At 38.1% G+C, this 21,489-nt stretch carries 20 protein-coding genes; 1 reads left to right on the top strand and 19 read right to left on the bottom strand.

Going from position 1 to position 21,489, the window contains the following annotated elements:
- Positions 1-173: 173 nt before the first annotated feature.
- Positions 174-377 (top strand): hypothetical protein, encoded by a 204-nt coding sequence (locus JM84_RS02670; RefSeq protein ID WP_013750612.1) that lies wholly within the window; start codon positions 174-176, stop codon positions 375-377.
- 195 nt (positions 378-572) lie between these two features.
- Here JM84_RS02670 and JM84_RS02665 read toward each other — a convergent pair whose 3' ends face one another.
- The 19 genes from JM84_RS02665 to JM84_RS02575 all read right to left on the bottom strand — a co-directional run bounded on the left by JM84_RS02665 (position 573) and on the right by JM84_RS02575 (position 21,476).
- Positions 573-2,537 (bottom strand): heavy metal translocating P-type ATPase, encoded by a 1,965-nt coding sequence (locus tag JM84_RS02665; protein WP_144782621.1) that lies wholly within the window; start codon positions 2,535-2,537, stop codon positions 573-575.
- 11 nt (positions 2,538-2,548) lie between these two features.
- Positions 2,549-2,755, bottom strand: a complete 207-nt coding sequence (locus JM84_RS15440; protein WP_083798876.1) for a GDCCVxC domain-containing (seleno)protein — start codon at positions 2,753-2,755, stop codon at positions 2,549-2,551.
- 5 nt (positions 2,756-2,760) lie between these two features.
- Positions 2,761-3,348 (bottom strand): mercuric transport protein MerTP, encoded by a 588-nt coding sequence (merTP, locus tag JM84_RS02655; protein ID WP_121917036.1) that lies wholly within the window; start codon positions 3,346-3,348, stop codon positions 2,761-2,763.
- 59 nt (positions 3,349-3,407) lie between these two features.
- On the bottom strand, positions 3,408-3,821 hold the full coding sequence (locus JM84_RS02650) for a Fur family transcriptional regulator (protein ID WP_013188075.1): 414 nt from the start codon (positions 3,819-3,821) through the stop codon (positions 3,408-3,410).
- A complete protein-coding gene (locus JM84_RS02645) occupies positions 3,814-4,455 on the bottom strand; it encodes a cation diffusion facilitator family transporter (protein WP_144782619.1) in 642 nt (213 codons plus the stop codon). Before JM84_RS02645 ends, JM84_RS02650 begins: the two co-directional genes overlap by 8 nt.
- 5 nt (positions 4,456-4,460) lie before the next feature.
- Positions 4,461-5,687 (bottom strand): efflux RND transporter periplasmic adaptor subunit, encoded by a 1,227-nt coding sequence (locus JM84_RS02640; RefSeq protein ID WP_144782617.1) that lies wholly within the window; start codon positions 5,685-5,687, stop codon positions 4,461-4,463.
- Positions 5,688-5,692: 5 nt separating this feature from the next.
- Complete coding sequence (locus tag JM84_RS02635; RefSeq protein ID WP_144782615.1) at positions 5,693-10,138, bottom strand: CusA/CzcA family heavy metal efflux RND transporter; 4,446 nt, start codon at positions 10,136-10,138, stop codon at positions 5,693-5,695.
- A 119-nt stretch (positions 10,139-10,257) separates the two neighbouring features.
- Positions 10,258-10,590: a hypothetical protein gene (locus JM84_RS02630; RefSeq protein WP_261375690.1), complete on the bottom strand. Its 333-nt coding sequence runs from the start codon at positions 10,588-10,590 to the stop codon at positions 10,258-10,260.
- 114 nt (positions 10,591-10,704) lie between these two features.
- On the bottom strand, positions 10,705-12,441 hold the full coding sequence (locus JM84_RS02625) for an efflux RND transporter periplasmic adaptor subunit (RefSeq protein WP_144782611.1): 1,737 nt from the start codon (positions 12,439-12,441) through the stop codon (positions 10,705-10,707).
- A gap of 4 nt (positions 12,442-12,445) precedes the next feature.
- On the bottom strand, positions 12,446-12,937 hold the full coding sequence (locus JM84_RS02620) for a DUF305 domain-containing protein (protein WP_174270037.1): 492 nt from the start codon (positions 12,935-12,937) through the stop codon (positions 12,446-12,448).
- A 24-nt stretch (positions 12,938-12,961) separates the two neighbouring features.
- Positions 12,962-13,669: a PepSY domain-containing protein gene (locus JM84_RS02615; RefSeq protein ID WP_144782609.1), complete on the bottom strand. Its 708-nt coding sequence runs from the start codon at positions 13,667-13,669 to the stop codon at positions 12,962-12,964.
- Position 13,670: 1 nt separating this feature from the next.
- Entirely contained in the window at positions 13,671-14,258 is a 588-nt protein-coding gene (locus JM84_RS02610; protein ID WP_144782607.1) for a DUF2911 domain-containing protein, read from the bottom strand.
- Positions 14,259-14,269: 11 nt separating this feature from the next.
- Positions 14,270-16,774 (bottom strand): heavy metal translocating P-type ATPase, encoded by a 2,505-nt coding sequence (locus tag JM84_RS02605; RefSeq protein ID WP_144782605.1) that lies wholly within the window; start codon positions 16,772-16,774, stop codon positions 14,270-14,272.
- Between the two features lie 13 nt (positions 16,775-16,787).
- On the bottom strand, positions 16,788-18,143 hold the full coding sequence (locus JM84_RS02600; protein WP_144782603.1) for an APC family permease: 1,356 nt from the start codon (positions 18,141-18,143) through the stop codon (positions 16,788-16,790).
- A 1-nt stretch (position 18,144) separates the two neighbouring features.
- Positions 18,145-18,438 (bottom strand): phosphoribosylpyrophosphate synthetase, encoded by a 294-nt coding sequence (locus tag JM84_RS02595; protein ID WP_144782601.1) that lies wholly within the window; start codon positions 18,436-18,438, stop codon positions 18,145-18,147.
- A 1-nt stretch (position 18,439) separates the two neighbouring features.
- Complete coding sequence (locus tag JM84_RS02590) at positions 18,440-19,273, bottom strand: universal stress protein (protein WP_144782599.1); 834 nt, start codon at positions 19,271-19,273, stop codon at positions 18,440-18,442.
- 25 nt (positions 19,274-19,298) lie between these two features.
- A complete protein-coding gene (locus JM84_RS02585; RefSeq protein WP_144782597.1) occupies positions 19,299-19,784 on the bottom strand; it encodes a YybH family protein in 486 nt (161 codons plus the stop codon).
- Between the two features lie 20 nt (positions 19,785-19,804).
- Positions 19,805-20,353, bottom strand: coding sequence for an ion channel (locus JM84_RS02580; protein WP_144782595.1), 549 nt, complete (start codon positions 20,351-20,353; stop codon positions 19,805-19,807).
- Between the two features lie 574 nt (positions 20,354-20,927).
- Positions 20,928-21,476: a DUF3347 domain-containing protein gene (locus JM84_RS02575; protein ID WP_144782593.1), complete on the bottom strand. Its 549-nt coding sequence runs from the start codon at positions 21,474-21,476 to the stop codon at positions 20,928-20,930.
- Positions 21,477-21,489: the final 13 nt, after the last annotated feature.

Here is a 21,489-nt window from a genome sequence, read left to right as displayed (position 1 = left end):
TTTTTAGATTACAAAATGGACAAAAGCGCTTTTGTCTTTCCCTTAGTGGGAAGTGTGCAGTAAAGGTAAAAGAACGGACCTATGGAGCAGTAAAAAAAGGCAATAGTTATTCACAGATAACTTCAAATCAGTTAGTTGTATCAAAGAGTAATAAAATCATTCAAAATTAATGAGTGAAAATTTCAATTAATTTTATTTGGGATGATTTGATAGAATTTGAAAATGTGGTAGAAATATTACTAACAGGAGAAAATTGGGTTATCAACACTTCAAAAAGCTTAAAAGGGGAAAAATCAGGGATAATAAACGCAGGTTTTAGTATGATTTTTTTTAGCGAACGCTATCTCAAAGTTCCTTCTAGGTTAAATATGCTATAGTCTCTAGTCAGCCATTTCTATTTTCACCATCCTTTTAACTTTGAGATTGTGTTCAAGTTTTTGTGAGTGAAGCTCTTTTCTTGGAATGGAGCTTTTTCTGCGGAATGAAAGGGGAAGGGCTGGAGCGGAATCAATCACATAATAGAAAGCCCCCTAAAATTAAGAGGCTTGAAATACTATTTTAAAAGAAAGACATTAATCCCACTTCATTTTCTGCAATCTAACGGCATTGAGAATAGCGAGCAATGCTACACCTACATCAGCAAAGACTGCTTCCCACATTGTGGCGAGACCTCCAGCGCCTAATATTAAAACAATAACTTTCACGCCAAAGGCAAGTATGATATTTTGCCAAACAACCCGACGTGTAGAACGGCCTATTTTTATCGCTCTTGAGATTTTACTGGGTTGATCTGTTTGTATAATAACATCTGCGGTTTCAATAGCCACATCGCTACCAAGACCGCCCATCGCGATTCCTACATCACTAGCCGCAAGTACAGGCGCATCATTAATACCATCACCTATAAAAGCCACCTTAGTATCTGGTTGCTGTTTTAATTTTTCCACCTCATTGAGTTTTTCTTCTGGAAGCATTCCACCTTTTGCCCAGTCGATGCCTAATTCTTTTGCTACTTCTTGAGTGATAGAATCCTTATCTCCAGAAAGCATAATAATCTTATCGATTCCTGCTGCCCTTATTTTTTTGATCGCTTGATGCGCATCGTCTTTCAATTCATCGGCGATTGTTACATAACCTGCAAATGCGCCATCTATGCCTACCATCACTATAGACTCAACAATGTTATCGGTTGCTGTTGGAACTTCTATCTGATGTGCTGTCATCAATGCTTTGTTCCCAACTAAGACTGTTTTTCCATTTACGCTACCTTTCAAACCTTTACCTGCAATTTCAGAAACGTCTGTAGCATTATAATCTGCTCCTTCAGCCTTATATTCCATAATGGCTATTGCTATTGGATGCGTGGATTGCTCTTCCATTGCCATTAGGTATTTCATAAATTCTGCTTTCGCGAAAGCGGAACCAGTAACAATTTCTTTAATCTTAAATACTGCTTTAGTGACCGTTCCCGTCTTATCCATCACTACGGTATTAACTTGAGTCATTGCATCGAGAAAGGACGCACCCTTAAAAAGAATACCATTACGTGAAGCAGCTCCCAAACCACCGAAATAACCTAGCGGTATCGAGATAACCAAAGCACAAGGACACGAAATCACGAGGAATATTAATGCACGATATAACCAATCTCTAAACACATAATTATCTACAAAAAAGTAAGGAAGAAACGTCAGGCCGATGGCAAGGAATACAACGATAGGCGTATAAATCCGCGCAAATTTTCTAATGAACAATTCCGTTTTTGATTTTCTAGCAGTTGCGTTTTGCACCATATCGAGAATACGTGCAATGGAACTGTCCTTAAATTCTTTTGTTGTTTCAACTTCAATAACTCCATCGAGATTAATACTTCCAGCAAAAACACTATCGCCTTTTGCAATAGTATCAGGTTTGCTTTCGCCTGTGAGTGCTGCGGTATTGAACGAGCCTTTATCTGAAAGTAAAATCCCATCTAATGGTACTTTCTCGCCCACACGTACTTGAATTTTCTCGCCTATCTCAACAGTTTCAGGATCTACCGCTATGTAGTCTCCATTGCGATATACAAGTGCTTCATTTGGTCTTACATCGAGTAGGGCTTTTATATTTCCTTTTGCACGGTTAACAGCCGCATTCTGGAAGAGTTCGCCCACAGCATAAAACAGCATTACGGCTACCCCTTCTGGATATTCTCCAATCGCAAATGCACCCAAGGTGGCAATGGACATTAAGAAAAATTCTGTAAAGACGTCTCCACGCATAATACTTTTCCAACCTTCTTTAATAACTGGAAAACCTACAGGTAAATAAGCAATGGTGTACCAAACAATCCGTACCCAACCTTTAAAGGCTGGAATGGCATCAAAATAATCAACAGCTATGCCTAGAATAAGCATTAGAAAGCTTACTATCGCAGGGATGTACGTTTTAAATGCACTTCCATCTCCGTGATCGTGATTGTGACCATCATCGTGAGAATGTTCGCCTTGATGTTCTTTTGGGTCTATGTCACGTAAGTTTACTTTTTTCTTTTTCATCTAATTTTGTGTTAGCAACAACTTTTGTTTTGTTGAATTGGTGGACAAGGAACGGTTCCGTATGAGCAATACACGCAGCAATCTCCTTCCTTTGGTTTGAGAACTATTTTACAATCCTTACATTCATAAAAGAACTGACAGGCATTTGTTGGCATATTTTCTTCTTTTTTATAACCACAGGCTGGGCAAGTGATTTCCGATTTTAATATGGTTTGCATCAATTTTATTTTTTATCAGTTACTTTATACCCTGTAGCATTAATTGCTTTCTCAATTTCCGTTTCGTTCGTTTTAGTTTTATCATACTTAATAATTGCGTTAGCATTTTCGTATGATGTTTTTGAATTTACAATTCCGTTGAGTTTATTTACTTCGTGGTTTACGTGTGCTTCACAACTGGCACAGGTCATACCGCTTATTTTATACTCTGTTGTTTTGATATTTGAGTTATTAACTATTATGATTTGTTTTTCGGTTTTTGGATATAACATACTTGAGTAGTATGGGAAAGCCAACATCACAATTGCAAATGCCGTTACAATACCTAAAAAGGTTTTTGAATACATAAATTTTGGTTTTTCATCCGTTTCACATTCGCAGTCTATTTCTTTTTCTGGTTTCAATTTTTGATACCAAGCAAACAGAAGAACTAATATTGTTAGCCCTATTAAGTAAGGTCTAAATGGTTCTATCCAAGAAAAAGTTGAAGCTACACCACTTGTTCCTGCAATTAATGCCAAAACAGGTGTGATGCAACACAATGAAGCTGTAATTGCTGTTAGGATACTTGTAACCGCTAATTTATTTTTCATTTTATTTAATTCATTAAGTACAAAAATGCAAAAAATAGTTGCGCAACTGTTGTGCAATGTCAACTACTGCACTTTTCACAAACACCTGTCACAACAAGATTTACATCTTCGGCTACGTAGCCATCTGGAAGGTTGATGTGTGGTATTTTATGTTCTGTCAAGCAAACAGTTTCATCACAATTACTGCAATGAAAATGCAAGTGTAAATCTTGATCTATCTCGCAATTGCAACCTGGCTCACAAAGTGCGTACTTAGTGATTCCGGTACCATCTTCTATTTGGTGTACAATACCGTTCTCTTCAAAAGTTTTTAATGTTCTAAAGATGGTAGATCGTTCCGCTTTCGCGAAAGCGGTCTCTATATCAAGCAAAGCCAGTGCAATCTTTTGTTGAGCCAGATATTTGTAGATCAAAATGCGCATTGCGGTAGGACGCACCTTATGATCGCTCAATGTTTTTTCTATTTCAGTCATTTTTCGCGATGTTATAATTGATGTTTCTGGCTTTGTTGTAGGCTTCCCAGCCTTCTTTTGCCGCATAGGGCACGATAAGCAATGCTGCCACAGGGTCTGCCCACCACCAGCCTAACCAATTGACCAATAGTAAACCTATAAGTACGACCACGGTCTGGTACAAGCAAATAAAGGTATCCTTGGCATCGGCCATTAAAGCTGGACTGTCCAGTTTCTTTCCATATTTTCTTTTGAAATAGATCAGGATAGGATTTACAACCAGGGAAACCAATAATATGATTAGTCCCATCGTACTCCAGTTTGCAGTTTCTTGATTTATAAGCTTTGTAATGGAGTCATACGAAATGAAAACACAGATGAGCGCAAATGAAATTGCAATTACATTAAGAGTAACTTTTTGTCTTCGTTTTACTTTTTCTTCATCAATACCTTTAATCTCGCCGTGTAGTCGCCAGCCTAATGTTCCCGCACTTACGACTTCAATTGTGCTGTCTAATCCCCAACCAATCAATGCCGAACTATTGGCCGTAAATCCTGCTATAAGCGAGACCACTACTTCAATAACATCATAAATAACGTTCCAAATCTGTAGTGTTCTGGCTTGTTTAAGATTATTTTTTCTTGTCTTATCCATAGTAATTAATGTTCGTGTTCAGTTTCTCCCTTTTTCATTTCTCCCATCAGGTAATAGGCATTGTTGAATGCAAAACGTGTGTTAGGATCTGGGGTTTCAAAAAAGCGTATGGCTATCCAGTCGCCATCTTTCTCGCCTGTTGTAACCTCTACTGGTTTAAAACTCCAAGCATCGCCTTCTTTTTGCGCTGTAAATACATAATTCTTTCCAGCTTCTGTAACTATGGCACTTTCAGGTAGTGCAGTAGTCTGTTGGTAATCAACTTCAATTTTACCTTTTATATACATACCAGGGATAAGACCACCTCCTTTATTCTCAATTTCAGCGTGAACGTGAACCGCTTTTGGATCTTGCTCAAAAGTTTGACTAACCGAATAAATTTCGGCTTCCATCTCTTTTCCTGGCCTCGATTGAATACTGAAACGTACTTTTTGGCCTTTCTTCACTTTGTCCACATCTTTTTCAAAAACCATTAAATCTGCGTGCACGTGGTCTGTATCTACTATTTGCATTAAGTTGGTCTGTGGCTCCACATATTGCCCAGTCTTTATAAATACTTTTTCTACGACACCTGCTATGGGACTGCGCAATGCCACACTCTGATAGATAGTACCATTGCGCACACCACTCGTATTGATGTTGTACTGTCGCAACTGCGCTTCAAGCCCTTTTACCATTGCGGTAGATGACTGATAGTCTGCCGTTGCTTTTTGGAAATTCATTCCTGATGCTACACCAGCTTCATAAAGTCTTTTTTGACGTTCATATTCCTGTTTCAGAAATTTACTATTGCTGTAAGCGTTCAAATAATCTGATTGAATCTGGATGATGCTGGGATGTGATAAATAAGCCACCGCTTGATTCTTTTTGACTTCGTCTCCTTCTATAACCTCTATGGATGCCACATTTGCTCCTGCAAGCGCGGTAATATTTGCTTCGTTTTGCGGTGGTACTTCCAGCGTACCGTTTGCTTCTACATAACCACTCATATTGCGTTGCGCGAGCGTGTCAATTTCCATTTGTAAGGCATCAAACTGCTGTGCCGTGAGCATTACTTCTTGAGCTTCGCCTTCGTTAAGGTTTTCTTGACCGGTCTCACCCTCAGAATTGTTTTCTTCTGTATCAGAATGGGTGGCTTCATCGTGGCCATCTTCAGATTTTGTGTCGCCACAGCTGAGTAATGTCAATGCAAAAAACATTGCGGTAATCGGTATATATTTTATCGTTTTCATCTTTTTTAGTTTTGGAAATATTGTAAATCAAACAGGGCTTCTAAATATTTATCAAGTGCATCGAGCGCGTCCATTTCGGTCTGTATGGCATCACGTATTATTTGCGTAAATGCTGCATAATCCAGCGCTCCTTCTTTGTATGCCAGCAATGCACCTTTGCGCTGGTCTATGGCAAGTGGCAAAGCTTCGGTTTTATAGAAAAACCAGGTATCCCGCCATCGTGCATAATTTTGTTGTGCCTGTATGAATTGCGATTGTAGCTCACGCTGTTTAAAGGCTGCATTGGTTTCTGCAATCTGTGCATCGAGTTTAGCAGCCTTTGCACGACTACGGACAGGTCCAGAAAACAGTGGTATGGAAATCCCAGCTTGATAGGTATAAAAACCACTATCGCCATTGACACGTTGCAGGCCACCTTGCAGATTAAACTGGGGCAGTAAATTTGCCCTTGCTGCGTCATAGCTTGCTTGTGCTTCGTCTATACGCTTTCGCGAAAGCGATAACTCAGGATGATCATTCAATGTATTATTAGACTCTAAAATTGAAATTTCACTAGCTCCCAATTCATCAGAAACGCCGTACATCGCATCTGGTGTCAACCAAAGGTTGAGCTTTTGCAAGGCGATGAAATAGTCTGTTTCTGCCTGCTGAAACTTATTGTTAATTTGTAGTGCTTGATTGCGCGCAGCAGCATATTCCAGTCTTGAAATGGCTTCCACTTCATAATTGAGTTCTACAGATTGTGCAAACTGATCATAAATGCTGTCCAGTTCTCGGTACAAAACAAACTTCTTCTTTGCCTGAAAAGCTTCTGACCAGGCCTTTTTGACTTCCCGTTCTATCTGGATTTCCGAAAGGTCAAGAGCTGTTTCGGCTAACTGGATGCGTTGTTGTTGCAAACGTTTTTTAGCACCTATTCCCAGTAGATCAATATTTTGTTGACCGATACCTATCAAGGTATAAATACCTTGACCATCGGCCACTTCTTCGCCACCCGTAAAGATCTGTGTACTACCGAAGTCGTAGGCATTGCCTGAGAGTGCATTCTGTCTTTCGATTTCGAGTTGGCTTGCTTTGAGTACAGGATAATTTTCTTTGGCAATTTCTACAGCTCGTGATAATGTGATGGGCCTGATGCTGTCCTTAGCAATGAGATCTTGCACAGGTGCTTGTGATTGTTGCGCTCTCCCTTCGACTGCGCTCTGGGCAGGCGCGAAAGCGGTGCCACCTAACATAAAACCAACTATCAAAATCGTAGTCAAGCCTTGCGGATTAAACGAACCAATCTTATTCTGCTCTTTGCGCTCGCGTCTCTTTTCTATAAAGGTATATAGTACGGGAAGCACGACCAACGTGAGCAGCGTAGCTGTAAGCATTCCACCGATAACTACCGTAGCGAGCGGCTGTTGGACTTCTGCACCGGCCGATGTGGAAAATGCCATAGGTAAAAAGCCGAAAATATCAGTGGTGGCCGTGAGCATAATGGGACGAATACGTTCTTTAGTCCCTTGAAATATTCTATCCTTTATACTTATCACACCTTCTTCTTTTAAGGAATTAAATCGGTTTATAAGTACCAGTCCGTTAAGAACTGCAACACCAAATAGCACAATAAAGCCGACACCTGCCGAAATACTAAATGGCATATCCCGCAACCATAGGGCAAACACACCACCGATGGCCGCCAAGGGAATCGCTATGTAAATCATTAGCGATTGTGAAAAGGATTTTAAGGCAAAGTACAGCAGTATAAATATTAAAAACAGGGCGATGGGCACAACGATTATCAAACGATCCTTTGCGCTTTGTAGATTTTCAAACTCGCCACCATAGGTAATATAATAGCCTGATGGCAAGTCCAGTTCTTCATCTAATTTTTGCTGAATATCTTTTACTACAGACTCCACATCCCTGCCTCTTGCATTTACACCTACGTAGGTTCTTCTATACGTATTGTCACGTGAAATTTGCATAGGTCCAGGGACGTATTCAATTTCGGCTATTTCGATAATGGGTATCTGATTGCCATCCTTAAGATCGATATACATATTGCGTAGGTCATCGATACTTTTTCTATGGCTTTCATCAAATCGTACCACGAGATCAAATCGTTTCTCGCCTTCAAAAATTACTCCTGCGGTTCCGCCAGCGAATGCGGTACTTATGTAATCATTTACTTTTTGAATATCCAGTCCATATTGCGCCATTTTATCACGCTTATATTTTACGGTCATCTGTGGTAATCCTGCAGTTCGTTCTGCACTCACATCACCAGCGCCAGGAACGGTCTGTATAATCGCTGCCATTTCCTGAACCTTTTGTGATAACACATCTAAATCTTCGCCATACAGCTTTACAGCAATATCTTCTCTTACGCCTTCTAACAGCTCGTTAAATCGTAACTCTACTGGTTGGGTAAAAACTAAATTTACACCCACGAGTTCATCATCCAGTTTATCTCTTATAGCATCTATCAAACCTTCTTTAGTAGAAGCTGTTGTCCACTCGTCCATATCCTTGTTTAGGATGATGTACATATCTGCAATATCCATAGGCATAGGATCGGTAGGAATATCTGCAACACCTATACGAGCAGTTACCGTCTTGATTTCAGGGAAACTTTCTAATAGGATAGTTTCTATTTTCTTGGAAACTTCAATAGATTCGGATAATGAACTTCCTGGTCTAATGAGCGCTTGCATTGCTAGATCTCCTTCATCAAGCTGGGGCACAAATTCTCCACCCATATTAGAAAAGATAAAACCAGCAATAAGAAGTAATACGGCAGCAGCTGATAAAACAATAAGTTTTAGTTTAAGGGCTCCCTTTAATAATGGCATATATGCACTATGAATAGCACCTATAATTTTATCACTTATTTTTTCGAGCCAGCGCTCAAACCTGCCGAACCAGTTTTTGGTATTTTGTACTGGTTTCATAAAAAGCGCTGCCATCATAGGCACATACGTGAGACACAAGATGATGGCACCTATCATTGCAAACCCAAAGGTGTATGCCATAGGTTTAAACATTTTACCTTCTACACCAGTTAGAAAAAGTATAGGCGTAAAAACGATGAGGATAATTATCTGTCCAAAAAAAGCGGAACCCATCATCGTGCTTCCTGCATCATAAGCCACTTTATCCATCACGCCTTGATTGAATTTTAGCTTGCCAGACCTAATCCGTTTTTGGATCTCATAAACCGTTCCTTCTATAATAATTACCGCACCATCTATGATAATCCCAAAATCAATAGCTCCCAAGCTCATTAAGTTTGCCCATACATTAAATTGCTTCATTAATATAAAGGCAAAAAGCAAGGACAACGGTATGGTCGTGGCCGTTATGATGCCACCTCTTAAACTACCCAACAATAAAACAAGGGCAAATATCACGATTAGGGCGCCTTCCAGTAAATTGGTTTTAACGGTATCGGTCGTTCTGGCAATTAGCTCACTACGATCAATGATAGGGGCGATAGTGAGACCTTCTGGCAGGGATTTTTCAATTTCTGCCATACGATTCTTAACATTTTGAATAACCGCATTAGGGTTTGAACCTTTTAGCATCATTATTATTCCTCCTACGGCTTCCTTACCGTCTTGCGTAAAAGCACCATAACGTACCTGATTCCCAAAATGGACGCGTGTTGCAACATCTCCAATAGTTACGGGAATGTTGCCTTCGTTGATAATCGAGATATTCTTGATGTCTTCCAAAGAGCGAATAAGACCTTCACCTCTTATGAAATTTGACATTTTATTTTTTTCTATGTAAGCACCGCCTGTATTCACATTGTTCCGAGCGAGAGCCTCATACACTTGTGAAATACTAATACCCAAACTATTCAACTTATCTGGGTTGACAGCGACCTCGTACTGTTTAATACTGCCTCCATAAGAGTTGACCTCTACCACGCCTTCCAGTAATGTGAGTTGTCGTTTGATAACCCAATCTTGCACGGTGCGCAGTTCCATAGGCGAATACTTGTTTTCAAAACCCTCCTCTGGCTTTATAGTGTATTCATAGATTTGACCTAAACCAGTAGAGATGGGACCCATAGATGGACTTCCAAATTTTTCAGGGATAGATTCGCCCAGTTCGTTTAGTTTTTCCTGTACCAGCTGTCGAGGAAGATAGGTTCCCATATCGTCTTCAAAAACGATGGTTACTACAGAGAGTCCGAAACGTGAGATAGATCTTATTTCTGTAACGCCGGGTAAATTACCCATAGATAATTCTACAGGATAGGTCACGAACTGTTCAATATCTTCCGTTCCCAGATTGGGCGATTGCGTGATGACTTGCACTTGATTATTGGTAATATCTGGCACAGACCCAAGATTTACCGTTGCCATTGACCAGATACCGACACCTACAAGAGTCAAGGTAAACAAGCCAATAATAAATTTGTTATTGATTGAAAAATCAATGATTCTGTTAATCATAGATTAATGTATTAATTCAGTTAAAAAACGAGTTTGCGTTTTCGCGTAGCAAAAACATAGTTGAGTATTCCCATTAGGAAAACTTCAAAAAAGGATATAGTTATCCTATGAAAACTGAATTATGCCCGTGGTGGCTGGAAAAGTGATTCCAGATATCTGGAATTAAATTGAAAAGAATAATGTGAATATGTCGCTCTTTCTTTAAAAAGAAGTGGCTTTAAGGCCAAAGCGTTAGAAGGCGTTAAGAAAACTGTAGGATGACAGCATTGATGGTGTGAATGTACAGGTGCACTATCATCGTGCGAGCCGTCGTGATGGTCTTTATTATCGGCTTGATCACTAAATATTACCTCTACTACATATTCATAAAAGGTATCTCCACCATACTCTTTATGCATTTGATAATGTGATATAAAATGTGAGAATTTCTCTATTTGTTCACATATTTCCATATTGGCCGTTATTCCTTGAAAAAGGAATAACATTGACATTGATATAGAATAAAATGCTTTCATTAATTATACAAAGATAAAAGAATAATGATGCAATTGAATTGCAAAGGGTTTTTACAACGAATCAATCACACTACCACAGGTCAACATCGCATCGCCATAATAAGGGTTCTTTATTTCTTCTTCAGTACTTAACCATACTGCGCCCTTATTGTTGTTTGCCATTGGGCATTTTTGGACGTAATAATTAGCCGAGTTTTCAATGTTCATTGCGATAGGCACTATATTTTCGTTTAGGATTACAAAGTGAGCGCGCTGGTTTTCCAAATTGTCATTGGTCGCAATGGCATCCAGCATCTCGATACTTTTAGTAAGATGTTGCTTTTCCATTTTGCCTAATTCTGTTATAAAAATTTCCTTTAATTTTTCTGATGTCGCTTTCGCGAAAGCGGAAACCTGACTTGCATCGCTTGCTACAAGCGCATCTTTCATTTTGAGATATGATGGTAATGCTTTGTTGAAATCAGAACTAAACGCATTACTGAAACTCATTTCCATAGCACCCATCATAGCCGATTCATCCTGCATCATTTGCTGATTCATCATTGATTTTTTACCCTGTAACTGTGCCGCTGCATCTACTGTAAATGTTCCATTGGTAACAATTTCATCGCCATTATTTAATCCGGCCGATACTTGGTAAGTTTCGCCAGAGCGATTGCCCAAGGTTACTTCGTGCATTTCAAATACAGGCTCGTTAGGATTGGTTTTCACATATACCAATGAGCGCTCGCCCGTCCATAACACAGCACTTGCAGGCACGGTAAGGGTGTTTTCCATAGTTTGTGTTGCGCCTTTAACCTTACCTGTAACAAACATTCCTGGTTTAAATAGGTCGTCTCTATTTTGAAGGGTTGCACGTACCGTTACCGTTCTTGTAGCATTATTTAAAATTGGGTCAATAAATGAAATTGTTCCCTCAAATTCTTTATTTGGATAGGCATTGGTCGTGATGTTGATTTTTTGCCTAACGTTGAATAGCGCTATTTGATTTTCATAGGCATCAAATTCTGCCCAAACCGAATTGAGGTTGCTCAACTTCACAATAGGCTGTCCTTGATTTACATAATCGCCTTGTGCTGCCATTACTTCTGAAACCGTTCCGGAAACCGTTGCATAAATCGGGAAATTCTCTCGTACCGTTCCACTTTCTTCAATAGCATTGATTTGTGTATCTGAAAGTTTCCAGTTTTTGAGTTTATTGCGAACTGCTTTATACAAAGCGGGTTGCGATTCTTTCAACGATGCTGCGGTAATCAATTCCTGTTGTGCCGCTACAAGGTCTGGTGCGTAAATGGTTGCGAGCAGCTGACCACGATTTACTTGTTGACCTTCATAGTTGACGTTGAGTCTTTCTATTCTTCCTTTGAAATAGCTGGCTTGCACAGTATTGTTTTCTTCATTAGCAGCTATTTTTCCAGAAAGGGATATCATCCCATCATCATCGCTGGCTTCTGCATTGCCCACGATAGTGGTTTGAATATTTGCCAACGCCATTGCGTTTTCAGTCATTTTTATCTCGTTTGCAGCGAGACCTTCTGCACCAGCTTCTGCAGGGATTAAGTCCATCCCACATATAGGACAATCGCCAGCTTCTGGTTGCATAATCTGTGGATGCATTGAGCACGTCCACATCTGGTCTGCACTCTCGCCAGAGTGGTCGTGTTGATCAGACATCTCGGATATATCCTTGTTTGCCATAGTATCACTTGACCCGTTTCCAAAAATGAGCCAGCCTGCGCCCAGACCTATTATTAGGGCTATTGCTATATATAAAATGTTCTTATTCATAATCTTATTTTTCGTTTTCTAGACGTTCAATCATTGCTTTCATCTCTGCAATTTCCTTACGTTGTGCCTTAATAATGTCTTCTGCCAGTTTTTTTACTTCTGGGTCTTTAATATCTGCACGCTCACTTGTTAAAATTGCTATAGAATGGTGCGGTATCATTGCTTTCATCCACAGTACGTCGCCCACAGTGGATTTTTGGTCGCGTACTAGCCCTAATGCTCCCAAAAACAATATAACACTACCTGCGAGAATTGCAATATTCTTTTTCTTGTCTTTATACATATTCAGCATAAATAACAACATAATAACAGCCATAGTAGCTATTCCTAGACACACCATATAAAATCGTGTAAGACTGAACCACACGTGGTCAAACTCGTAGGTATTTAAATACATTGTGATGTACATTGCTATAAATGATGACCCTAGCATAAGGAAGAATTTAGTGTATTGGCTCATTCCTTTGTTCTTGTTTTCGTGTTCGTTTGAATTCATAATTTTTGGTTTTTTTGTTATTAATTATTTAATCTTCTTTTCTAGTTTTCTGATTGATGGGGAACTGATATACCACAAAACGAAACCACTCAATACGGTTATCAATCCCAAAAGTGAAAATGCCCTTAACAACAACGTGTTGAAATTATCCCTTCCCTGATAATCCATTGTATGGGTCATCCAAAGAAAATCAAACCAGCGCCAATCCCTGTGTCTCACCGTTTGAAAAGCGCCATTTTCAACCGCCACATAGGCTTTTAAATTTTGTGGTGTCTCATACAAGATTTCATAAGCTGGAAGTGGGCGACCGCGATATTCGTGATGTGACCCTACAGAATCGACTAATTGAATTTTTGCTATTTCTAAATCGTCCAACATATACCTATTTGCAACTTGTTGTGCCTCTTCTTTAGAAATTCCATTTTTCCTTTGTCCCGTTCTTGCATTATAAAGCTGTGCTTCATTAATCCAATAATAAGGTTCATTTGCGATTTCCAGTAGTTCCAAAGATTTTACGGATTCTTTTGTAGCCAGTTGGGATGTACCGAGCAAATTATCAAAAGAGGTCTGCACCGGTGCCGATTTCTTAAAATGGTCACCGTGGATTTCGTCGATGTCCGTCCAACTGAAATACATCCCACTAATCGTCCACATCAGAAACTGAATACCTAAAAAGATACCCAAATAGCGATGTGCTTTTCTAATTTTAACAGCTGTCTTTCTTTTAACCATTTTAGTTTACTTCAAATGGAAATTCAACAATGACCTTTTCCCAACTTAAACTAATTGTGCCTGATGTATTGTTAACCTTAGTTACTTTGTACTCTAGATGTTCCTTGATTTCTTCGGAAATTTTAGGGGCTACTTTAAATCGCAATACATCATTATTCTCGTCATATTCATCCTTACCGTGTTGGTCCCAATTGGTATTAAAAATGATTGTCCATTCTTCTTGATTAGGAATAACAAAGAATCCATACTTTCCAGCATTCAATACTTTTCCATCAATGGTTAAATCTTTATTTGTTTCCATCCAAGTTGCATTATGTGCACCTGCCTGCCAAACAGCGTCATAAGGAAGTAATCCTCCAAAAACGATTCGATTACGAACTCCGGGCGATGAATAGTCAAAATGGATGTGTGCATCTCCCACCATTGCCATTGTACTTGTATGTGGACTCAATGGTTTTTTCTTATCTGGTTCAGCACTTTTTGTTTTTTGCTCCGTCGTTTCTTCACTCTGTGGTTCTTGCGCATTCTTTGAAGTTTCTTTACAAGAGACTAAGAGGATAAGGCATAAAAGAATGATACTGTTTTTCATATAAGTATGGTTTAGTTAATTGATTTTGTTTTAAGTCTAAGTGCATTCACGATTACAGAAACCGAGCTAAAGCTCATTGCCAATGCAGCAATCATAGGCGAGAGTAGAATTCCGAAAAACGGGAACAATACTCCTGCTGCAATAGGTACACCGAGTGTGTTATATATCAAAGCAAAAAATAGATTTTGCTTAATATTCCGCATTACTTTATGGCTTAAATTCCTTGCTTTTACGATGCCGTGCAAATCTCCTTTTACAAGCGTTATCATCGCACTTTCAATAGCGACATCTGTTCCCGTACCCATTGCAATACCTACATCACTCTTAGCGAGTGCTGGTGCGTCGTTGATACCGTCGCCCGCCATTGCTACGACTTTGCCTTGTTCCTGTAATTTTTTGACTTCATCAAGTTTGTTCTCGGGTAACATTCCTGCCATAAAGTTTGCAAGGTTCAATTCACTCGCTACGGCTTGAGCTGTATCGTGATTATCGCCCGTAAGCATAATGACATCAATACCTTTTTCTTGAAGTTCCTTAATTGCCTTAGCGCTTGTTTCTTTGATTTTATCGCCTATTACTACATATCCTAAAACATCGCCATCAATGGATAGATACGAAACTGTCTTACCTTGTTTCTGAAAAGATTTTGCTTCGGTTTGCATTTCAGAGGATAGCGTAGCATTTGCGTACTCCATCATCTTTGCATTTCCCAAATCGAGTTTTTTTCCATCAACTGTTCCTTCTACGCCTTTTCCTGTTACTGCGCTAAAGTTTTCGGTTTTGGATATTTCAGTTTTCTGTTCCTTTCCATATTTCACGGTAGCTTCGGCAAGTGGATGCTCGCTGGAACTGTTTAGGGATGCGATAAAATTTAGAATCTCGCTTTCGCGAAAGCGGTCTCCAAAAACACCTATTTTCTCTACCGTTGGTTTTCCTTCCGTTATGGTTCCTGTTTTATCCACGATGAGCGTGTCTACCTTATCCATTTTTTCGAGCGCTTCGGCATTTTTAATCAGCACTCCGTTTTGAGCACCTTTACCCACGCCCACCATTACTGACATAGGTGTAGCCAATCCTAAAGCGCAAGGGCAAGCAATAATCAATACCGCGATGGCATTGACCAATGCATAGACATATGCAGGTTCTGGACCCCAAATTGCCCAAACCGCAAATGTGATGAGTGAAATAACAACTACAACTGGAACAAAATAACCTGAAACCGTGTCTGCTAATTTCTGAATGGGTGCACGACTGCGACTGGCATCGTTTACCATATGTATAATTTGGGAAAGCAAGGTGTCGCTACCTACTTTTTCGGCTTTCATTAAAAAAGACTGGTTTCCGTTAATTGTACCGCTGCTCACTTTATCACCTTCAACTTTATCGACAGGTATTGGCTCGCCAGAAATCATCGACTCATCCACAGTTGTTTTGCCTTCAGTAATCTTACCATCTACAGGAATTTTATCGCCCGGCTTCACTCGTAGTATATCGCCTTTTTCAATCTGGTCAATAGAAACTTCTTCTTCATTTCCATTAACTACTTTAATTGCTTTATTGGGTGCGAGCTTTAATAATTCCTTTACTGCGGAATTGGTTTTACTATGCGCACGGGCTTCCAAAACTTGACCCATCAATACCAATGTGAGAATTACGGTAGCGGCCTCAAAATAAACGTGAACCGCACCAGATGCTGTTTTGAATTGTTCGGGGAAAAAATCTGGAAACAACATTCCAAAAACACTAAAAAGCCACGCAACGCCGGCACCTATGCCAATAAGCGTGAACATATTGAGATTCCAAGTTTTGATGCTTCGGTAGGCACGCTCAAAAAACATCCAAGTGGCATAAAACACAACTGGAATAGATAGCCCGAATTGAATCCAGTTCCACCATTTTTGCTCCATTATATCGTATAATGGATTATTAGGAATCATTTCACTCATAGCGATTATGAAAATAGGTAGTGTGAAGGCTACAGCAACCCAAAACTTCTTTACTAACTTTTTATACGTTTTTTCTTCTGCTGAACTATCGGCTTCCATTGGGACTAAATCCATTCCGCAAATAGGGCAAGCTCCAGCTTCGTCTTTTACGACTTCTGGGTGCATTGGGCAGGTCCATTGTTCTGAAGTTACTACTGATAGATTTTGCTCTTCGACCAAATCCATACCGCAGACAGGACAATCGCCTGGCTTGTCATAGGTTTTATCGCCTTCGCAATGCATTGGGCAATAGAAGGTGCCAGCTCCTTTACCTTTTGGTTCTTCTTTATTTGCCTTTTTTGTATGGTGTTGGTGTTCTTCTGAATTATGAATACTATATCGACCACCATCATTTTGTAAAGCCTCTTGAAACGTCTCTATTGCAATGTGAGATTCCATTTCGATTGTAGCTTCTGCTTTCTCTAAATTTACCGAGGCGTTAGTAACACCTTCCACTTTAGAAAGTGTTTGCTCTACGTGATTTCGACAACCGTTGCAGGTCATTCCTTGTATGTGATAGGTGTGTTTCATAATTTTCTAAATTTTACATTTTCATCATTCCCTCATCATCCATCTTCATTTCCATATGCATGTTACCATCACTATCAGTATGAGATTTCATAAAAAGGAATTGAAAAAGGAATATAAGAATGATACCTATTCCTGCTACTATAAGCACGAAGGGGTCGTTTATATATTTTAAATAAATGAATGCAGATAAAATAACTACATCCATTACTATTGCTATTATAGGAATAACTGGATTAAATTTTACTTCTGTTCTAAGATGTCTAAATAGTCCCCAGTGAATTGCAATATCCATTATCAGATAAAAGATTGCACCTATGGAAGCTATACGAGTTAAGTCAAACAAAATAGTCAAAAGTATTGCCAAAGAAACCGTGAAAATGAGTGCTGGATTTTTAAGTTTTTGAATGATGTTTAAATTGGGCACTTGTTTCATACTACTTAACATTCCTAACATTCTTGAAGCGGAATATACACTAGCTATTACCCCAGATACCGTAGCAATAATTGCAAGAATAATTGTTAATATAGAACCCCATTCGCCAAATATTGGTTTTGCTGCCGCCGCCAAAGCATAATCTTTTGCTATAATTATTTCTTCAACACCTAATGCTCCAGCAACTGATAAGGCCAAAACAACATAAATAATGGTGCATATAACTATTGAAATAATTATGGAACGCCCAACATTCTTATGTGGATTTTTAATATCCCCTCCCTGATTCGTAATAGTTGTAAATCCTTTAAAGGCAAGTATAGATAAAGCCAAAGCAGCTATAAAACCGAAACCTTCGGGTAAGGATTGACTACTACTCGCTACATAATTCCCCGTGATGGTCGGTAAGCCTGAAATAATCAATCCTGAAACTGCCAACAGTACAATGCCAATTACTTTAATAATTGCTGTAAACGTAGCCGTAGTTTCAATAATCTTGTTACCGGATATATTTATAATGTAAGCGAGACCTATAAGAACCACACCTAATACTGATGCATATCCTGAATATTCCTGTGGAAATAGTCGCAATGCATAAGCTCCAAAAGTACCTGCAACTAAACTCTCTGCAACTACCATAGACACGTACATTAATAATGAGAAAGACCCAGCAGCAGTACCTGGTCCATACGCTTTTGTTAAAAATTTTGCAACACCTCCAGATGAAGGATACGCGTTTGAAAATTTTACATAAGAATAAGAACTGAACCCAACCACGATGGCACCTGCAATAAAAGCAATGGGAAACAAATCGCCTACCAACTCTGCTATTTGACCCATTAAGACAAAAATACCAGCACCTATCATCACGCCTGTGCCTAATGATACAGAGCCTATTAATGAAAGTTTTTGATTATTTATTTTTGGTGGTTTCATTTTATCTTAATTTTTTTCGCATAGCTTCGGAAATGTTCTCGGCATAGACACCATAGGCATCTACTAATAAGCCTTTAATTCCTTTTTTAGAAGATATAGCGTAAAGCACACTATTGTCGTCGGTACTGCTCATACCTTCAAAGCGATACATCTTATCAACCTCAAAATCTTCTGGGTGTAATTTTAATTTTAAAGAATTGCATTCTATATGTCCCGAGCATATATTGAAATCATAGGTATAGCCATCAGCTTTTAAACTGTTCATAGCCTCTGAAAGAGTATCGTAATTTTTCATATTATAGATGAACTGTCATCACTGGTTTTTTTGAATGATTCGTTACATCTTCGGCAATACTCTTTGAAAACATACTTGATAATCCCTTTCTGCTATGGGTATACATTACAATTAAATCTACATCAATGGATTCTTCAAATTTTTGGATACCACTTTCTACATTAGTTTCACTATAAACGTGCATCTGATAGTTTTCCAAGTTTGGGAAATGCTTTATGAAATCTTTAATAGGCTCCAAACCATCTTCAACGCTATTAAAATCTGTTGTTGTGTTGATGTTTAACAAGTGTATTTTTGAATTACATTTTTTTGAAATTTCTTCAACTGTTTTAAATGCATTGGAAATATCTTCCTTAAAGTCTGACACAAATGCAATATTTTTAAAAGGAAATATTACTTCATTTTCCTTAACAACCAAAATAGGCACACGAGTATTCCGAATAATCTTTTGGGCGTTACTACCCAATAATTTACTTAAGAATTCTTTTTGAATACCTTTACTTCCAGTTACAATAAAATCGTGATGAAAATCGTGAGAATGTTCTACAATTGCTTGATTGTCTGATACAAATTGTAAAAAGGTTCTTGATTTTAAACCCCTATGTTCTGCCTCCATATCTAATGCTCTTAATTTACTTTTGGCATCACCTATTGCTGCAAGCGTATCAGGATAATTACTTTCCTTTTCCTTATCGAGTTTTACCCAATCTACAGGTGTATGCAATTGATGTAAAAAATGAATTTCGGATTTGAAAAGTGTTGCGATTTTAATAGCCAGTTTTGCTGCTTTATCGCAATTATCTGAAAAGTCTGTGGGCACTAATATGTTCTTCATAACATCTATTTAACAATCAATTGAATTATAATTTTTTAAATGAAGTATGTGAGTGTATGATTTTCCATTTGCCTTCTATTTTTTCTAAAATAGAAGTAGCAACTCCTTTACTTTTAATGGTTCGCTCCTCTGTCCCTTTAGCCTTGTCACCTTTTAAAACTATCTTATACAGGTAATTTTCAGTTGTATATGCATACGGTAAATTGACATTTGCATTAATTTTATAATCTGAAAATGTAAAACTTTTAAAGTGACCTAATTCTGGACCTAGATGCCCATTAATGTACTCTTTATAAGTGCCCTCTACTTTACCTTGTTCAAAAATAGTAGCATCCTCTGTAAAAAGTTCGAAAGTACCGTCTGTAGTCAGGTTTTGAATGGCATCTTTATACGACTTCATCACTTCTATGACCGCTTGTTCTTCTGTATCCACATCGGCATTTTGACTGTTGATTTGACTAGTCACAAATAACAATAGCGTTAATAATGTTGTAAGTTTTACTGTTTTCATACTGTTTTTTCTTTAAAGGGTTATTTATTCACTCTAATTCTATTCACATTTGCGATACCAAAAACCAACACGAAAAATCTAAGTAATACCTCAAGTGTTACTAAAATTTTAGCAGGAACCGTTATTGGAACTATATCTCCAAATCCTACAGATGAAAATGTAATAAGGCTGAAATAGGATAAATCGAAAAATACCGAGAGTCCATTATTTCCAATGCCATTGTTGACTTTAAAATGAGTAGGGTCCAAAAATTGTAATGCTGTAAAATCTATTGCAAACGAGAATATAACCAACACAATCAAATATCCGAACAGCACCAATACGTGACTCAAGAGATGACTTTGAGCAATTATTTTCATCAACTGATTAAAGGACAAGGCTATAATAAACCCAATTTTAATCAATGTTAAAACTAAAATTATAATTGTAACGTAAGACGCATCAAGACTAGGCATAGCGTACAGTTCGACTACCGAAGCGATAAGCAGCACTAATAGCACATACTTAGAACCATAGAATAGCTGCTCATAAAATGCAGTTGTAGTTTGTATGTCTTTTTCTTTACCCATTCATTAATTAGTTAACTATGATTTTTCATCAAAGGTCTCTTCAATTATATTATTCTTTTAAACTAATATCTGTAGCACCAATGCACCGCCAATTATTGCTATTAATATTGCATACACTAAATAATTGAACCATTTTGCAAAAGAGCTCTTATTTTGGGCTTTGCCATTATTTGTATTACAACAATCCTTCATTCACTTTACATATTTTTTGACTGTGATTAATAAACTGAAATCTTTATATTATACTTAAAAATGTGGGGCGAACTAGTATTAAACGATTAACCACTTGAGTCTTTCATATCATAAAATCAGATACTCTTTACTATTTTTTTTAAATAAATATATTGTTCCTAAAAAAGAGAAAGGGTTTACTAAACCAACCAATGAAAAAAACATCCCTTTCTCTTATTAGGACTTTAATTTGTGCCTGAATTGGGAAGCAACTAACACTAACCATCAATTATTTTTCCTTCCAAAACAGGACTTTTTAACTATTCAGATATCCTTATCATCTCTCAACTTTCTGTTAACTAATAAACCAGAGTATTGAAAAGATTTCTATACAAGGGACTATCTATTGAATAGTTTTTTGAACTTTTCCACACTTCAACATTGAGCTACCATAATAAGGATTTCTAATTTCTTCACTTGTGCTTAACCAAGCACTCCCTTTATCATACATTGGGCAAAATTGTTGGTACAATGTGCTTTTTGACCCTGTAATAGCTATCATATCGGTAATATCCTTACTCAAGATCTTAAAATGCTCTCTTTGGTGGTCTATGGCACTTTCAGCAATATGTTCTGAGTGTTCCGTAGCATCTTCTATAATGTCGGTTAGCTCCTTTTGCTGATCTTTTGTGTAGCTACTTTTATCAAATGCTTTAAGAGAGGCTACTAGTTTAGTGCCTGCTTGTGCGGCTTTTTTGGTGTCATCTCCTACTAGAGCATCTTTCAACATAAAATAATCAGTAAGAACTACTTCTGTTTTGGCATCTCCCATTTTCATTTTACTATGATCCATTTCCATTTCTCCGTGGTTCATTTTTTCTTTTTCTTGTGCATTGGTAAAAGAAATTGTTAACAATAGCATTGCTGCTATACTCATTTTTAAATTTTTCATTTTTCTTTGTATT

The organism is Dokdonia sp. Hel_I_63, from assembly GCF_007827285.1.
GTDB lineage: Bacteria > Bacteroidota > Bacteroidia > Flavobacteriales > Flavobacteriaceae > Dokdonia.
The sequence above is the reverse complement of the archived record's forward strand: the minus strand, read 5'-3'. Positions and strand labels throughout refer to the sequence as shown.

What these genes read in the sequence shown, in the direction of transcription:
- JM84_RS02665 (WP_144782621.1), bottom strand. Translation starts at nt 2,537, where the DNA reads ATGAAAAAGAAAAAAGTAAACTTACGTGACATAGACCCAAAAGAACAT.
- JM84_RS15440 (WP_083798876.1), bottom strand. Translation starts at nt 2,755, where the DNA reads ATGCAAACCATATTAAAATCGGAAATCACTTGCCCAGCCTGTGGTTAT.
- merTP (WP_121917036.1), bottom strand. Translation starts at nt 3,348, where the DNA reads ATGAAAAATAAATTAGCGGTTACAAGTATCCTAACAGCAATTACAGCT.
- JM84_RS02650 (WP_013188075.1), bottom strand. Translation starts at nt 3,821, where the DNA reads ATGACTGAAATAGAAAAAACATTGAGCGATCATAAGGTGCGTCCTACC.
- JM84_RS02645 (WP_144782619.1), bottom strand. Translation starts at nt 4,455, where the DNA reads ATGGATAAGACAAGAAAAAATAATCTTAAACAAGCCAGAACACTACAG.
- JM84_RS02640 (WP_144782617.1), bottom strand. Translation starts at nt 5,687, where the DNA reads ATGAAAACGATAAAATATATACCGATTACCGCAATGTTTTTTGCATTG.
- JM84_RS02635 (WP_144782615.1), bottom strand. Translation starts at nt 10,138, where the DNA reads ATGATTAACAGAATCATTGATTTTTCAATCAATAACAAATTTATTATT.
- JM84_RS02630 (WP_261375690.1), bottom strand. Translation starts at nt 10,590, where the DNA reads ATGGAAATATGTGAACAAATAGAGAAATTCTCACATTTTATATCACAT.
- JM84_RS02625 (WP_144782611.1), bottom strand. Translation starts at nt 12,441, where the DNA reads ATGAATAAGAACATTTTATATATAGCAATAGCCCTAATAATAGGTCTG.
- JM84_RS02620 (WP_174270037.1), bottom strand. Translation starts at nt 12,937, where the DNA reads ATGAATTCAAACGAACACGAAAACAAGAACAAAGGAATGAGCCAATAC.
- JM84_RS02615 (WP_144782609.1), bottom strand. Translation starts at nt 13,669, where the DNA reads ATGGTTAAAAGAAAGACAGCTGTTAAAATTAGAAAAGCACATCGCTAT.
- JM84_RS02610 (WP_144782607.1), bottom strand. Translation starts at nt 14,258, where the DNA reads ATGAAAAACAGTATCATTCTTTTATGCCTTATCCTCTTAGTCTCTTGT.
- JM84_RS02605 (WP_144782605.1), bottom strand. Translation starts at nt 16,774, where the DNA reads ATGAAACACACCTATCACATACAAGGAATGACCTGCAACGGTTGTCGA.
- JM84_RS02600 (WP_144782603.1), bottom strand. Translation starts at nt 18,143, where the DNA reads ATGAAACCACCAAAAATAAATAATCAAAAACTTTCATTAATAGGCTCT.
- JM84_RS02595 (WP_144782601.1), bottom strand. Translation starts at nt 18,438, where the DNA reads ATGAAAAATTACGATACTCTTTCAGAGGCTATGAACAGTTTAAAAGCT.
- JM84_RS02590 (WP_144782599.1), bottom strand. Translation starts at nt 19,273, where the DNA reads ATGAAGAACATATTAGTGCCCACAGACTTTTCAGATAATTGCGATAAA.
- JM84_RS02585 (WP_144782597.1), bottom strand. Translation starts at nt 19,784, where the DNA reads ATGAAAACAGTAAAACTTACAACATTATTAACGCTATTGTTATTTGTG.
- JM84_RS02580 (WP_144782595.1), bottom strand. Translation starts at nt 20,353, where the DNA reads ATGGGTAAAGAAAAAGACATACAAACTACAACTGCATTTTATGAGCAG.
- JM84_RS02575 (WP_144782593.1), bottom strand. Translation starts at nt 21,476, where the DNA reads ATGAAAAATTTAAAAATGAGTATAGCAGCAATGCTATTGTTAACAATT.